This is a genomic window from Stenotrophomonas sp. (assembly GCF_032066555.1).
Taxonomy (GTDB): Bacteria; Pseudomonadota; Gammaproteobacteria; order Xanthomonadales; family Xanthomonadaceae; genus Stenotrophomonas.
Window position 1 is genome coordinate 47,223 of the sequence record NZ_DAMBKV010000010.1, and the last position, 14,318, is coordinate 61,540.

The following is a 14,318-nucleotide window of genomic DNA, read 5'->3' on the forward strand; positions in this document are numbered from 1 at the left end:
GCACCGAAGGCGGAGGGGAGGGTTGGGAAGGAGTGCCTTTCGCGCGCACCCTGACTAGACTGCGTCTCCCGCTAAAGGAGCCGCAGAATATGGACATTCACCCGATCGACCCGGAAAAGCGCCAAGCCGTACTCGCCGCGCTGGAACAGATCGAACGCCAGCACGATGTACGCGTGTTGATGGCCTGCGAATCCGGCAGCCGCGGCTGGGGATTCTCATCGCCGGACAGCGACTACGATGCCCGCTTCATCTACGTCCATCGCCAGCCGTGGTACCTGAGCGTCAATGAACGGACCGGCCCGGGCGAAGCACAACGCGATGTGATCGAGCTGCCCATCGATGACGAGCTGGATATCAGCGGCTGGGACCTGCGCAAAGCATTGCGCCTGGTCTCCAAGTCCAACCCAACCCTGTCCGAATGGCTGCGCTCACCCATCCACTATCGCGGTGATGCTCAGGCCATTTCAGAATTACAGGCCGCGGTACAGCAGTTTCACTCGCCCCTGGGCAGCTGGTGGCATTACTTCAACATGGCAAGCGCCAATCATCGCGGCTATCTGAAAGGTGAGCGGGTGCGCACCAAGAAATATCTCTACGTGTTGCGGCCCTTGCTCGCCTGCCAATGGATAGAGAACGAGCCCACACCGCCGCCCATGGCTTTTGAGGACCTGCTCGATCGCCTGCTTCCCGATGGCAATGTACGCAACGCCATTGATCAGCTGCTGGTGACAAAGCGGCGCAGCGCGGAGGTAGCCGATGGCCCTCGCATAGCCCTCATCAGTGACTACATTGATGCCGAGCTTGCGCGGCGCAGCAGTACACCGCCGCTGTTGACTGCAGGCCAAGGTGACGCCAACGCGCTTGACGGACTTTTCAGACAAATGCTCATTGCCCACGCACCGCGTTGAGATCCCCAAACCGGCAACAGCGACTATGATGTTGCTTGCTAAATTCGTTCCCCGAGGCAATCACCATGCCCGCACTCCGCCCCTTCCTGGATAAAACCCCCACCCTCGGTGAGCGCGTCTATATCGACGAAGCCTGCACCATCATCGGTGACGTGCAGATTGGCGATGATGCGTCGGTGTGGCCGGGTACGGTGATCCGCGGTGATGTGAACCACGTACGCATCGGTGCGCGTACCAATGTGCAGGACGGCACCATCATCCATGTGAGCCACGACAGTCCTTACAACAAGGGCGGCTACCCCACGCTCATCGGCGAAGGTGTCACCGTCGGCCATGGCTGCATCATCCATGCCTGCACCATTGGTGATTACTGCCTGATCGGCATGGGCGCCTGCATCCTCGATGGCGCGGTGATCGAGGCCAATGCCTTCATCGCTGCCGGCGCCGTGGTCGGGCCGGGCAAGCTGGTGCGCAGCGGCGAGTTGTGGGCCGGCAATCCGGCGCGACTGATGCGCCAGCTCAGCGACAAGGACATCGAAGGCCTGCGCTATTCGGCCGACCACTACGTCAGGGTCAAGGATCAATACCGCGGCATGTAGGGCTGAGCGAGCAGGCATTGTCGGCAAGCCCCCTGCGGGTGCACACTGCCGGCCCGGCGTGGGGACGCCTTTGAGGGTTTGACATGAAGTCGATGAAAGTCGTGGCGCAGCGCCTGTTGGCGGCTGTGGCACTGCTGTGCGTGGTTTGCTTTTCCGCCTCCGCCCAGGACGCTGCCCAGCAAGAAGAGGGCATGAGTGTGGAGCAGTTCGAGCAGTCGCTGCAGTTCCGCAGCGGGCAGATCGAGGTACCCGAGGCACGGGCCCACTTCAATTTGAACGACGAGTTCCGCTATCTGGACAAGGCTGACGCGCGCCGCGTACTGGAAGACATGTGGGGCAACCCGCCGGATGACAGCGTGCAGGGCATGATCGTGCCGCGCAGCCCCGGCCTGAGCGAACCGGAAAGCTGGGCGGTGGTGGTGACCTGGTCCGACGATGGTTACGTGTCCGACGAAGATGCCAGCAAGATCGACTACGACGATCTGCTCAAAACCATGCAGGCGGAAACCCGCGACAGCAATCCGGAGCGGGTGAAAGCCGGTTATGGCTCGCTTGATCTGGTCGGCTGGGCAGTGCCGCCGCGCTATGAGGCCGGCAGCAAGAAGCTGTACTGGGCGCGCGAGCTGGCCTTCAATGACCAGCCTGACCACACCCTCAACTACGACATCCGCGTACTCGGACGGCACGGCTACCTGAGCTTGAATGCCGTTTCCGGCATGTCCGAGCTGGCGACGGTGCGCGAGGGCATGGACAAGCTGTTGCCGATGGCCGAGTTCGACCAGGGCGCCCGCTACGCCGACCACAATCCCAGCACCGACAAGGTCGCCGCCTACGGCGTGGCGACGCTGATCGGCGGCGGGCTGGCGGCCAAGGCCGGCCTTTTTGCCAAGCTCGGCCTGCTGCTGGCCAAATTCTGGAAGCTGCTGTTGATCGGCGTGCTGTTCCTCGGCGGCGCAATCCGGAAGCTGTTCGTGCGTGGTGACGACAACCGCACCGCGCGCTGAAACCTGCCGCGCCCGGCCCGCTGATCGCATCGGCGGGCTGGGTTTTCGCGCTGCCGCCAGCTACAGTCAGCATTCTGATAAGGACGTAGCAGAGACACGAATGCCCCAGGCATCCGTCCGGGCTGGACTCCGGGCTTCCATCCGCCGCACGCAGTACCCGCATCGGGTGCCGGGCTCACTGCAATGAACGACGCTGCACGGCCGATGCTGGACACCTACCGCGAAGTCATCACGCCCGAAGGCGTGCCCCTGCAGCTGCCCGCCGCCGGCCCGGTGCCACGCGCCCTGGCCTGGCTGATCGATCTATGCGTGCGTTTTGGCGTGCTGGCGGTGATGAGCCCGCTGCTGGTCGCCCTCGGCGAACTTGGCCAGGGCATCTACCTGGGGCTGATGTTCCTGATGTTCTGGGCGTATCCGATCGTGCTGGAAGTCTGGTTCGGCCGCACCCTGGGCAAGAAGGTATTGGGCCTGCGCGTGGTCGCCCGCGATGGCGCGCCGCTGGGCTGGATGCCGGCGATCGTGCGCAACCTGCTGCGCACCGTCGACGCCCTGCCGTTTGGGTATGCGCTGGGCCTGGTTACCTGCCTGTTTGATGCCCATGGCCGTCGCCTCGGCGATCTCGTCGCCGGCTCGTTGGTGGTACATACGCCGCCACGCCCGGCTACGCCACCGGCCCGCATCGATACCGTGCTGGCGCCGCCGCTGCCGCTGCAGCCCGGCGAACAGGCCGCGCTGGTCGCCTATGCCGATCGTGCCCCGGCGCTGTCGCCCGGACGCCAGCATGAGCTGGCCGACATCATCAGCGGGCTCAGCCAGGAGCGGGGTCAGGCCGGCGTGCTGCGCCTGTATGCGATGGCCAACTGGTTGCTGGGGCGGCGATGAGACAGGAACAGTTCGTCACCCGCTACCAGCACGAATGGCAGCAGTTCGAGGACTGGCTGCAACGTCGTGGCGAGCGCTCGCGGAAGCAGCGCCACGACACCGACCCCGACCTGCTGGGCGATGAGACCATCCCGCAGCGCTATCGGCGCCTGTGCCAGCAACTGGCGCTGGCGCGCCGTCGCGGCTACAGCCCGCAACTGGTTGAACAGCTCCAGCAGCTGATGCAGCGTGGTCACAACCTGCTGTACCGCACACCCGCACCGCGCTGGCAGCGCGTGGTCGAATTCCTGTTCGCCGACTTCCCCAGCACCGTGCGCAGCCAGGCCGGAGCGATGTGGGTGGCCTGCGCATTGTTCGTTGTTCCGCTGGTCGGCATCTTCGTCCTGCTGCAGTACAAACCCGAACTCATCCACATGCTGCTGGACCCGCGCCAGGTCGCACAGATGGAGAAAATGTACGATCCGGCCGCCGACCATCTTGGCCGCGACAGCGGCACCGATTGGGCGATGTTCGGCCACTACATCATGAACAACATCAGCATCGGCCTACGCACCTTCGCCAGCGGGCTGTTGGCCGGTATCGGCACCATCCTTGTGCTCTTGTTCAACGGCGTCACCATTGGCGCCGTGGCCGGACACCTGCAGCAGATTGGCTCGGGCGATCCGTTCTGGCGCTTTGTGGTGGGCCACGCACCGTTCGAGTTGACCGCCATCGTCATCGCCGGTGGTGCCGGCCTGCAGTTGGGACTGCGGCTGCTGGCACCGGGCCGCAAGCGCCGTATCGACGCCTTGATCGAAGGCGGTGTGATTGGTGCACGGCTATGCCTGGGCGTGGCTTTCATGCTGCTGGTGGCCGCTTTCATCGAGGCCTTCTGGTCTTCGATTGCGTGGGTGCCGATGTGGGGCAAGCTCAGCGTGTCGGCGGTGCTGTGGACGGTGGTGCTGGTATGGCTGTGGCGCGGCGGACGTGGAGCGGGTCATGCGGATTGATCGACTCGACGTCGTGCTGCGCGCGCGCTCGCAATGGGAAGCGATGGAGCTGGGCACCGCGCTGGTGCGCCGGCATGCCGCCGCCATCTGGAAGCCCTGGATACTGCTGACCCTGCCGGTGTTCGCGGTGCTCAATCTGCTGGGCTGGTGGCTGGACAACTTCTGGCTGTCCAGCTTCATCCTGTGGTGGCTCAAGCCTGCCTTCGAGCGCATTCCGCTGTATGTGATCTCGCGCGGCGCATTCGGTGCCGAACCCGGTACCCGGGAAACCCTGCGCGCGCAGTGGAACTGGGGCTGGCGCGGATTGGGAGCCTACCTCGGCTGGCGCCGGCTCAGCCCCGCCCGTTCGCTGTTGATGCCGGTCGACCTGCTGGAAGGTGGCGATGCCGCGCAACGACGCGGGCGCCGGCATGCGCTCGGGGGGGCCAGCTATGGCCACGCCTCGTTGCTCACCTGGGTGTGCTGGCACTTCGAGGCCATGTTGCAGTTTGCCGGCGTCGCCCTGGTTTTCATGTTCGTGCCGGTGGAACTGTTGTCCGAATCCCTGCGCGCCACCTGGGAACTGATTGGCGAAGACACGCCGGCCTGGGCATGGATAGGCTTCAATCTGCTGGCCTGGTTGGCCATGAGCCTGATCGGCCCGTTCTACAGCGGTGCCGGCTTCGGCCTGTATCTGAACCGCCGCACCCAGCTGGAAGCCTGGGATGTGGAGATCGCCTTCCGCCGCCTGCGTGAGCGTCTGGCCGGCCTGGCGCCGATGCTGGTGTTGCTGTTGGCCGTGTTCGCACTGCCATCACTGCAGGCGCGGGCGCAGGAGATCGCCGAGCCCCCCGGCAGCAGCAGCCACGGCAACCACAAGGGCACCTCAGCAGCAGCGCCCGAAGCCACGACGGCAACCACACCCCAACAGTTGTTTGGCGATGCACCTGCAGACACCGCCGGCTTCCGCCAGGCGGCGGCACGCGCTTACGAAGATCCGCAGCTGGGTGCCAAGCGCAGCGTCACCCGCTGGGTCAGGAAGGCCTCGGACAAGACGCCCGAAGCCGATGACGACAGCAACAAGCCTGATCCCGGCCCCCTGCTGGAGGGCATCGCCAAGTTCGCCGCACTGATCGGCGAAAGCATCCTGTGGATCCTGCTCGGCATTGTGCTGGTGATACTCGCATTGACCGCACGCTGGTGGCTGCCCTGGTTCCGCGGCGATGGTCGCAGCACCCGCAACGTACAGGCACCGGTGCTGCAGGAAGCCCTGCAGCTGCCGGAAGTGCTGCCGCCGGACATCCTCGGCAGCGCGCGCCGGCTATGGCGCGAGGGCAAGCCGCGGCACGCACTGGCACTGCTGTACCGCGCGTCGGTTGAAGTGCTGGTCGAACGCGGCAACGTCGTGTTGCCGCCGGGCGCCACCGAAGCGCAATGCCTGCGTGCATCGCGCAAGATGCCGCAGGAGGCCGACCGCAACCTGTTCGCACGCATGGTGCGGACCTGGCAGTACGCCGCCTATGCCGGCCGCCTGCCCAGCGACGAGGCCTTCGATGCGCTGATCAAGGACCTGCACCAGCAGTACGGGTGGCCGGCATGAACGCCGCCGTACGCAATGCACTGATCGTCGGCCTGCTGTTGCTGACCGCGTTGATCGCGTTCTGGTTCTTTCGCAATTTCGAGAAATCCAGCGAAGAAATCACCCTGCCCGCTTATGGCGAGCCCACTTACAACGCGCTGTACGCACTGCGCGAAACCCTGATCCGCGATGGCGTCAAGGCCGAAACCCGGCGCAAGCTCGACCTGCCGGCCATGCAGTTGCAGCCGGGCGACAGCGTGCTGATGCTCGACGACCCGCGCTTGCTGCCCCCTGCGCAGGTCGAGAGCCTGCTGGACTGGGTGCAGTTTGGCGGCCACCTGCTGCTGCGCGTGCCCGATGCCGACGAAGACCTGGATGGCGACGAACAGGGCCTGCTGGAACGCCTGGGCGTGGTCACCAGCGACGCCGCAGCTCGCTGCCAGGTCTGGCAGGTGCCGGGACAGGCCTCGCACGACGAATTCTGCAGCGGCAATCGTTTCACCCTTACCGACAGGATCCGCGCCGAGCTACGCTGGGCCGATGGCGGCGGTGATGACACGCTGGCCTATGCCCGCCTGCGTTACGGCCTGGGCCGGGTGGACATCCTTGGTGACATGGATTTCCTGCTCAACGGCGCAGGCGCGGGCGACCCTGGCCTGCGCGATCTTCCGCACCGCGATCTCGCCCACCTGGTGCTGGCCCCCAACTACGGCAAGGGCACAACGCACCTGATCTACGCGATGGAACTGCCATCGCTGTGGAAGACGCTGTTCGAACGCGGCTGGCCGGTATGGTTGCCGCTGCTGCTCGCCCTGCTGGCGTGGCTGTGGATGCGCTGCCAGCGTTTCGGCGCGCTGCTGCCCTCGCCGCGCGAAGACCGCCGTTCGCTGCTGGAACACGTGCGAGCCAGCGGCGAACACCTGCACCGCTACCGCAAGTCCCCGTTGCTGTATGACGCAGTCCGCCAGGCCTTCCTCGCCCGCCTGCGCCGGCGCGCGCCGGTGGCTGCGGCGTTGACCGGCGAGGCCCAGGCACAGGCGATTGCCGACCACCTGCAATGGCCCATCAGCCGCGTGCAGACCGCCTTGCAGATTCCCCCTTCGCAGGACGACATCGCCCTGCGCGACCGCATCCGCTTGCTCATCCAGATGAGAAACCAGCTATGACCGACACCTTCACTCCGCCCGCCCTCCCCGGCGCTGCAGCGACGCCGGCTCCCGCAGCGGTCAACACGGTTCTGATCGAACGCGTCGAGCGCATCCGCGAAGCGGTCGGCCATGCCTTTATCGGCCAGAGCGATGTGCTGGACCAGATCCTGATCGCCTTGCTGGCCGGCGGCCACGTACTGATCGAAGGCGTGCCCGGCTTGGGCAAGACACTGCTGGTGCGCGCCCTGGCACAGGCGCTGGAGCTGGACTACGCGCGCGTGCAGTTCACCCCGGACCTGATGCCCAGCGACGTCAGCGGTCATGCGGTCTATGACCCCAAGACCGAAAGCTTCAAGATCCGTCGCGGCCCGGTGTTCACCAATCTGCTGCTGGCCGACGAAATCAACCGCGCGCCGGCCAAGACCCAGTCCGCGCTGCTGGAAGTGATGCAGGAAGGCCAGGTCACCATCGAAGGCAAAGCCTTCTCGCTGACCCCACCCTTCCTGACCCTGGCCACGCAGAACCCGGTGGAGCAGGAAGGCACCTATCCGCTGCCGGAAGCGCAGCTGGACCGTTTCCTGCTGAAGGTATTGATCGACTACCCCCAGCTGGAGGACGAGAAGCAGATGGTGCAGGCCATCACCACCGGCCGCACCGCCAGCGACTTCAACCTCACCCAGGTGCCGCGCGTGCTCAGCGGTGCCGACGTGGTCGAGCTGCAGAAGGCGGTGGCGGCAATCACCGTTGATCCGCAGGTGATCGACTACGCGGTGCGCATTGTTGCCGCCACCCGCAAATGGCCTGGCATCGCGCTGGGCGCCGGCCCGCGCGGCAGCATCGCGCTGGTGCGTGCGGCACGTGCGCAGGCCGTATTGTCAGGCCGCGATTTTGTCACCCCGGACGACGTCCGCGAGATCGCCAAGCCAGCACTGCGTCACCGCATCGCACTTGCCCCGGAGCTGCAGATCGAAGGCCAATCCGCCGATGACGCCCTGACCGCACTGCTCGCCAAGGTAGAGGCCCCGCGCAAGTGAGGAATGCGGCAAGCACCCACGGCCAAGCCCGTGCCCCCGACCCAGCGCGCGCAGTGCGCCGGAGCGGTTGGGTGAAGGCAGCCGTTGCCTCTGCTTCGGATTTGGATTTGGATTTGGATTTGGATTTGGATTTGGCTTCTGCTTCTGATCTAGCCCCCTCCCTTGCGTGCGCAGCACGGAGGGGAGGGCTGGGGAGGGGTGCTCCGGCTTTTGCTTTTGCTTTTGCTTCTTCTGCAGCGCTTTCCCCATCAACACCAACACACAAAACAACCAGGGCCACGCAGTGAGACCCGCTCCCCTACTGATCGCCCTGCTGGTGCTCTGGAGCCTGCTTGGCCTGCCAGTCGCCCTGCACTACCTGCCGATGCAGGCATGGACCATCAGCGCGGCTGCAATCGCCCTGTTCGCAGCGCTCGATCTGCTGCTGCTGTGGCGCAGACCCAGCCCGCAGGTGCGGCGCGAACTCCCCGACTCCCTCGCCCTGGGCGTCGAACGTGAGACATGGCTGCAACTGGATTCCTACGGCAAGCAGCGCGTCGACGTATTCGACCTGCTGCCCGATGGCTGGAACAGTGACGGCCTGCCACGCCGCTTGAAGCTGGGCAAAGCCAGCGAAACTCGTTTCAGCTACCGCTTCACCCCGACCAATCGCGGCACGTTCGTATTCGATGGCGTGCACCTGCGCCTGCATTCGCCGCTGCGCCTCTGGCGCCAACAACGCACGGTTGGCACGCCACAAACGGTGCGTGTCTATCCCAACTTCGCTCCGCTCACCCGCTTCGCCCTGCTGAGCGCGGAGATGGCCTCGCGGTTGGTCGGCGCCCACCTCAAGCGCCGTCGTGGCGAAGGCACCGACTTCCACCAGATGCGCGAGTACCGCGTTGGCGACAGCCTGCGCCAGATCGACTGGAAGGCCACTTCGCGCGCGCGCAAGCTGATCTCGCGCGAGTACCAGGATGAAAAGAACCAGCAGCTGGTGATGATGATAGACACCGGTCGGCGGATGATGGCGGACGAAGGCGGCCTGTCGCATTTCGACCACGTGCTCAATGCCTCGTTGGTGGTCTCGTATCTGGCATTGCGCCAGGGCGACGGTGTCGGCCTGTTCGCCAGCGGTGGTGACAGTCGCTGGGTCGTCCCCAAGCGCGGCATGGGCGCGATCGACAGCCTGCTGCGCGCCAGCTATGACCTGCAGCCCAGGCCAGTGGCGACCGACTACCTTGCCGCGGCCACCGAGTTGTCGTTGCGTCAATCGCGACGCAGCCTGGTGATGCTGGTCACCAACGTGCGTGACGAAGACATCGAAGACCTGCTCGCTGCCGTGCGCCTGCTGCAGAAGCGGCATCTGGTCTGTGTCGCCAGCCTGCGCGAGCGCGAACTTGATCAGGCCTTGGCACGTGATGTGGAAACCGTACCCGAGGCGATACAGGCCGGCGCCATTGCCGCCTACCTGCAGCAGCGCAGTGATGCCCATGAAGCACTGCGCAGCCACCGGGTGATGGTATTGGACGTCACCGCCGAAGAGCTGCCTGCAGCGCTGGTAGAACGCTATCTGGCGGTAAAGCGCGACGGCCTGCTGTAAACCATCAGCCCCGGCTTCGCGGCTCACGCCGCTCCCACGACCCGACCATGGGCCTCACCGACCACGCCACTGTAGTGCCGAGCCATGCTCGGCAAGGGCCTTACCGACCCTGCCCATGTAGTGCCGAGCCATGCTCGGCAGGGGCCTTACCGGTAAAGCCTCAGCCGAGCATGGCTCGGCTCTACACCGGTGCCCGCTCCCTTTCGCGTAGCGAACGGGAGCGTTGGGGACGGATTTGCTTTGCTGCTGCTGATCCTGCGTCTGCTTCGCGGCTTACGCCGCTCCTACAAAAGACCCAAATCCGTAGTGCCGAGCCATGCTCGGCAGGGGGCCTTACCAACCATGCCCATGTAGTGCCGAGCCATGCTCGGCAGGGGCCTTACCGGTAAAGCCTCAGCCGAGCATGGCTCGGCTCTACAGTAACGCTGGCTTCGCGGCTTACGCCGCTCCCACACGGCAACCACTCAAAGATAGATACGCGTCGTGCCCTGCGGTGCATCGTCGATGATGGCGTGCGGCAGGAAGCGCGCACTGTCGCGGGTGATGCGGCTGTTGTCCTCGCGGATGCCCACACCACAGGCGCGGTCACCCACCACCCAACTGCCCACCAATGGATAGTTGCCCTCGAACACCGGCAAGGCATGAAACGCCTGGCGGATGCTCGGCCCGCTGTACGGCCCTTCGCTTTCCTGCCAGCTGCCATCGTTCATATGCATGGCCACGTTGGCGCCTTCGCGCGAATGCAGCGGCTTGCGTACCCAGCCGGCCGGCAACGCGCTGCCGTCATCGAAATACGATTCGAGCAGGTTCGGGTGACCACGATGGCGCTGCCACAACAGCGGCAGGATGCCCTTGTTGCTCAGCACCGCCTTCCATGCTGGTTCCAGCAGCTGCACGCCCGAACGCGGCAAGGCCGCGCCGAACTCCTCGCGCATCAGGTCTTCCAGCGGGTACAGCTTGAACAGGCTGCCGATCACCACATCATCCAGATCGGTGAAACGGCCGTCTTCGGACAGGCCAATATCCTCGATGGCGATGGCCGCACCACGCAGCCCGGCCTGCGCCGCGCAATCGCGCAGGTAGGCGACCGTGCCCTGGTCTTCCTCGGACTCGCCCACCGCACTGAAATACAGCGGCGGCGGCAGGCGCGAGGCCAGTTCGGCAAAACGCTCCACCAGGGTCTCGTGGAGGGAGTTGAACTGATCGGCCTGCTGCGGCAAGGCGCCACGGTTGCGCTGATCCTCCAGCCATTGCCACTGGAAGAACGACGCCTCGTACAGCGAGGTAGGCGTGTCGTAGTTCAACTCGTACAGCTTGGCCGGGCCGTTGCCGTCATAGGCAAAATCCAGGCGGCCGTAGAGATGTGGGTCGCGGCGACGCCAGCTTTCGGCGATCCAGTCGCGGAAGGCCTCGGGGATGGCCAGCTGCGCCATCAACGCCTCGCTGCCCACCACCTCGCCCACCAGATCCAGCGCCATGGCATGCAACTCGGCGCTGGGGTCCTCGATATGGTTTTCGATCTGGCGCAGGGTGAAGGCGTAATACGCGCTTTCATCCCAGTAGGGCGCACCGTCAATGGTGTGGAAGCGGAAACCGGCTTCGGCAGCACGGTCCCGCCAGTTGCCACGCTCGGCAATTGCAACGCGCTTCACTGCATCAACCGCCGACGCTGCTGCGGCCGCCGCTACGGGCGCCAAAACCGCCACGGCTGGCGGTGACGGCGCGGTTGGGCTCGGCGCTGACCGGCGCCAGGCCCGCCTTGCCGGCACCAATGCCGCTGGCCGTGTTCAGGCCACCACTGCCGCCCGGCGCGGGCTTGGCCCAACCGTTGGCGTTGTCCTTGAAGGCCGGCTGCGATGCCGGCGGTGCGGCCACGGCGCCACGGCTGCCGTTGAGCATCTGCGACATGAAGAAGCCCATCATCATCGGCCCGATGAACGAGGTGCCGGCGCTGGTCTGCTGCTGCACGCACTGTTCGGCCGGATACTCCTTGGCGCACTCTTCCTTGCTGGCGTACTTGGGCGCGGCATCGGCGGACTGCTTCTGCGCGGTGGCGAAGGCCTCGCGGCAGCTGGACGGATTGCCGGTGGCCTCGGAGCAGGCTTCCACCGAGGTGTACAGCCCTTCCTGCACCTGCACGGTTTCTTCCTTCTGGCAGGCGGTCAGCAGCAGCGGCACGGCGCTCATCAGCACCAGTGCGGTGGCCTTGGATCGCTTCATGGTCGGTTCCCCGTCAATGTGATTCCCCAATGATGCCCGATGCAGGCTGCAAGGCGGAAACCGGAATGTTCCTGAAGCTGAATCGCGTTTCAGGTGATTTGGGTGTTGGGGCTGATGTGATTGGGTTTCAGGGGGGGCTTTGCTGCTGCAGGATTACTTCTCCGACGCTGCTGGGTGGGCTGAGAGCCAGAGCTAGAAGCACCCCTCCCCAACCCTCCCCTGCGCTACGCGCAAGGGAGGGGGCTATCTGCTGCGCGCGTTCAGACCGCAAGCAAGCCGCTTCTACCCCCTCCCTTGCGCGCAGCGCAGGGGAGGGTTGGGGAGGGGTGCTTTTCGCTTCCGCCTTGCCTTTGCCTAGCTCTGGCTTTGGGACTGGCGCTGCCTCCGGCCCCCACCATCTCCACCCAGCCCCATTCGAAACCCCAACCAATCGCCCCATCCCACCCTCAAACCACCGCAACCCAATGGTTGCAGCTGCAACCTGGAACTTCATGCAGAATCAATCGCACTGCACTTCTGCCAGCCCGCTCCCGCTCGCCCCCATGCCCGAATACCGCTCTAAAACATCCACCGCCGGCCGCAACATGGCCGGCGCCCGCGCCCTGTGGCGTGCCACCGGCATGACCGATGGTGATTTCCACAAACCCATCGTCGCGGTGGTCAATTCCTTCACCCAGTTCGTGCCCGGCCACGTGCACCTGAAGGACCTTGGCCAGCTCGTCGCGCGCGAGATTGAAGCGGCCGGCGGCGTGGCCAAGGAGTTCAATACCATCGCCGTGGATGATGGCATCGCCATGGGCCATGACGGCATGCTGTACTCGCTGCCTAGCCGCGAGATCATCGCCGACTCGGTCGAGTACATGGCCAATGCGCACTGCGCCGACGCGCTGGTGTGCATTTCCAACTGCGACAAGATCACCCCGGGCATGTTGATGGCTGCGCTGCGCCTTAACATCCCGGCCGTTTTCGTTTCCGGCGGGCCGATGGAAGCCGGCAAGACCAAGCTGGCCGAGCACAAGCTGGACCTGATCGACGCCATGGTCGCCGCCGGCGACGAGAAGGTCAGCGACGAACAGGTTGCGGCCATCGAACGCAGCGCCTGCCCCACCTGCGGCTCCTGCTCGGGCATGTTCACCGCCAACTCGATGAACTGCCTGACCGAAGCGCTGGGCCTGTCGTTGCCCGGCAACGGCACTGTCGTGGCCACGCACAGCGACCGTGAGGCGCTGTTCAAGCGCGCCGGCCGGCTGATCGTCGAGCTCTGCCACCGCTGGTATGGCGGTGAGGAAGCCAATGTATTGCCGCGCGGCATCGCCACCTTCGAAGCCTTCGAGAATGCGATGACGCTGGATATCGCCATGGGCGGCTCCACCAACACCATCCTGCACCTGCTGGCTGCCGCACAGGAGGCCGAGGTGGCCTTCGACCAGCGCGATATCGACCGCCTGTCGCGGCGCGTGCCGCAGCTGTGCAAGGTGGCCCCGAACACGCAGAAGTACCACATCGAAGACGTGCATCGCGCCGGCGGGATCATGGCCATTCTTGGCGAGCTGGCGCGCGGCGGCCTGCTGCATACCGATGCCTCCACCGTGCACAGCCGCACGCTCGGCGACGCCATCGCGCAATGGGATGTCACCCAGACCCGGGATGAAGCCGTGCACCAGTTCTACAAGGCAGGCCCGGCCGGGATTCCCACCCAGGTGGCTTTCAGCCAGTCCACGCGCTGGCCCTCGCTGGACCTGGACCGTGCCGATGGCTGCATCCGCGATGTGGGCCATGCGTTCTCCAGCGAAGGCGGCCTGGCCGTGCTGTACGGCAATCTCGCCGCCGACGGCTGCGTGGTGAAAACCGCAGGCGTGGATGAATCCATCCACGTGTTCGAAGGCAATGCCCGCGTGTATGAAAGCCAGGACGCGGCGGTCAAGGGCATCCTCGGCAACGAGGTGCAGGCCGGCGACGTGGTGGTGATCCGCTACGAAGGCCCGAAGGGCGGTCCCGGCATGCAGGAAATGCTGTACCCGACCAGCTACCTGAAATCCAAGGGTCTGGGCAAAGCCTGTGCGCTGCTCACCGACGGCCGTTTCTCCGGCGGCACCTCCGGCCTGAGCATCGGCCACTGCTCGCCCGAAGCCGCTGGCGGTGGCACCATCGGCCTGGTGCGTGACGGCGACCGCATCCTGATCGACATCCCGCAGCGTGGCATCAACCTGCTGGTGGACGATGCCGAACTCGCACGCCGCCGCAGCGAACAGGATACCAAGGGCTGGAAGCCGGCCGAGGCACGCCCACGCAAGGTAAGCACCGCACTGAAGGCCTATGCCCTGCTCGCCACCAGCGCCGACAAGGGCGCCGTGCGCGACAAGGCGCTGCTGGACGGTTGACCCTGCAAGCGGG

At 65.3% G+C, this 14,318-nt stretch carries 12 protein-coding genes; 10 read left to right on the forward strand and 2 right to left on the reverse strand.

Going from position 1 to position 14,318, the window contains the following annotated elements:
• The first annotated feature begins 89 nt into the window (after positions 1–89).
• The 9 genes from RT131_RS12720 (at position 90) to RT131_RS12760 (ending at position 9,704) form a co-directional block, all read left to right on the forward strand.
• Entirely contained in the window at positions 90–908 is an 819-nt protein-coding gene (locus RT131_RS12720; RefSeq protein WP_313173273.1) for a nucleotidyltransferase domain-containing protein, read from the forward strand.
• 65 nt (positions 909–973) lie between these two features.
• On the forward strand, positions 974–1,507 hold the full coding sequence (locus tag RT131_RS12725) for a gamma carbonic anhydrase family protein (protein WP_313173176.1): 534 nt from the start codon (positions 974–976) through the stop codon (positions 1,505–1,507).
• A 191-nt stretch (positions 1,508–1,698) separates the two neighbouring features.
• On the forward strand, positions 1,699–2,511 hold the full coding sequence (locus RT131_RS12730; RefSeq protein ID WP_313173274.1) for a DUF2167 domain-containing protein: 813 nt from the start codon (positions 1,699–1,701) through the stop codon (positions 2,509–2,511).
• A 183-nt stretch (positions 2,512–2,694) separates the two neighbouring features.
• Positions 2,695–3,393: an RDD family protein gene (locus tag RT131_RS12735; RefSeq protein WP_313173177.1), complete on the forward strand. Its 699-nt coding sequence runs from the start codon at positions 2,695–2,697 to the stop codon at positions 3,391–3,393.
• Positions 3,390–4,382 carry a stage II sporulation protein M gene (locus tag RT131_RS12740; protein WP_313173178.1) on the forward strand — a complete coding sequence of 331 codons (993 nt, stop codon included), beginning with the start codon at positions 3,390–3,392 and terminating at the stop codon, positions 4,380–4,382. Before RT131_RS12735 ends, RT131_RS12740 begins: the two co-directional genes overlap by 4 nt.
• A complete protein-coding gene (locus tag RT131_RS12745) occupies positions 4,372–5,961 on the forward strand; it encodes a DUF4129 domain-containing protein (protein WP_313173179.1) in 1,590 nt (529 codons plus the stop codon). The genes RT131_RS12740 and RT131_RS12745 overlap by 11 nt, the downstream gene beginning before the upstream one ends.
• Positions 5,958–7,106, forward strand: coding sequence for a DUF4350 domain-containing protein (locus tag RT131_RS12750; protein WP_313173180.1), 1,149 nt, complete (start codon positions 5,958–5,960; stop codon positions 7,104–7,106). The genes RT131_RS12745 and RT131_RS12750 overlap by 4 nt, the downstream gene beginning before the upstream one ends.
• Positions 7,103–8,122 (forward strand): MoxR family ATPase, encoded by a 1,020-nt coding sequence (locus RT131_RS12755; protein ID WP_313173181.1) that lies wholly within the window; start codon positions 7,103–7,105, stop codon positions 8,120–8,122. The genes RT131_RS12750 and RT131_RS12755 overlap by 4 nt, the downstream gene beginning before the upstream one ends.
• Positions 8,123–8,405: 283 nt before the next feature.
• On the forward strand, positions 8,406–9,704 hold the full coding sequence (locus RT131_RS12760; RefSeq protein WP_313173182.1) for a DUF58 domain-containing protein: 1,299 nt from the start codon (positions 8,406–8,408) through the stop codon (positions 9,702–9,704).
• 464 nt (positions 9,705–10,168) lie between these two features.
• Here RT131_RS12760 and RT131_RS12765 read toward each other — a convergent pair whose 3' ends face one another.
• Positions 10,169–11,356, reverse strand: coding sequence for a glutathionylspermidine synthase family protein (locus tag RT131_RS12765; RefSeq protein WP_313173183.1), 1,188 nt, complete (start codon positions 11,354–11,356; stop codon positions 10,169–10,171).
• A gap of 4 nt (positions 11,357–11,360) precedes the next feature.
• Positions 11,361–11,924, reverse strand: coding sequence for a DUF1190 domain-containing protein (locus RT131_RS12770; protein WP_312369406.1), 564 nt, complete (start codon positions 11,922–11,924; stop codon positions 11,361–11,363).
• A gap of 542 nt (positions 11,925–12,466) precedes the next feature.
• Here RT131_RS12770 and ilvD point away from each other — a divergent pair.
• Positions 12,467–14,305 carry a dihydroxy-acid dehydratase gene (ilvD, locus tag RT131_RS12775; RefSeq protein ID WP_313173184.1) on the forward strand — a complete coding sequence of 613 codons (1,839 nt, stop codon included), beginning with the start codon at positions 12,467–12,469 and terminating at the stop codon, positions 14,303–14,305.
• Positions 14,306–14,318: the final 13 nt, after the last annotated feature.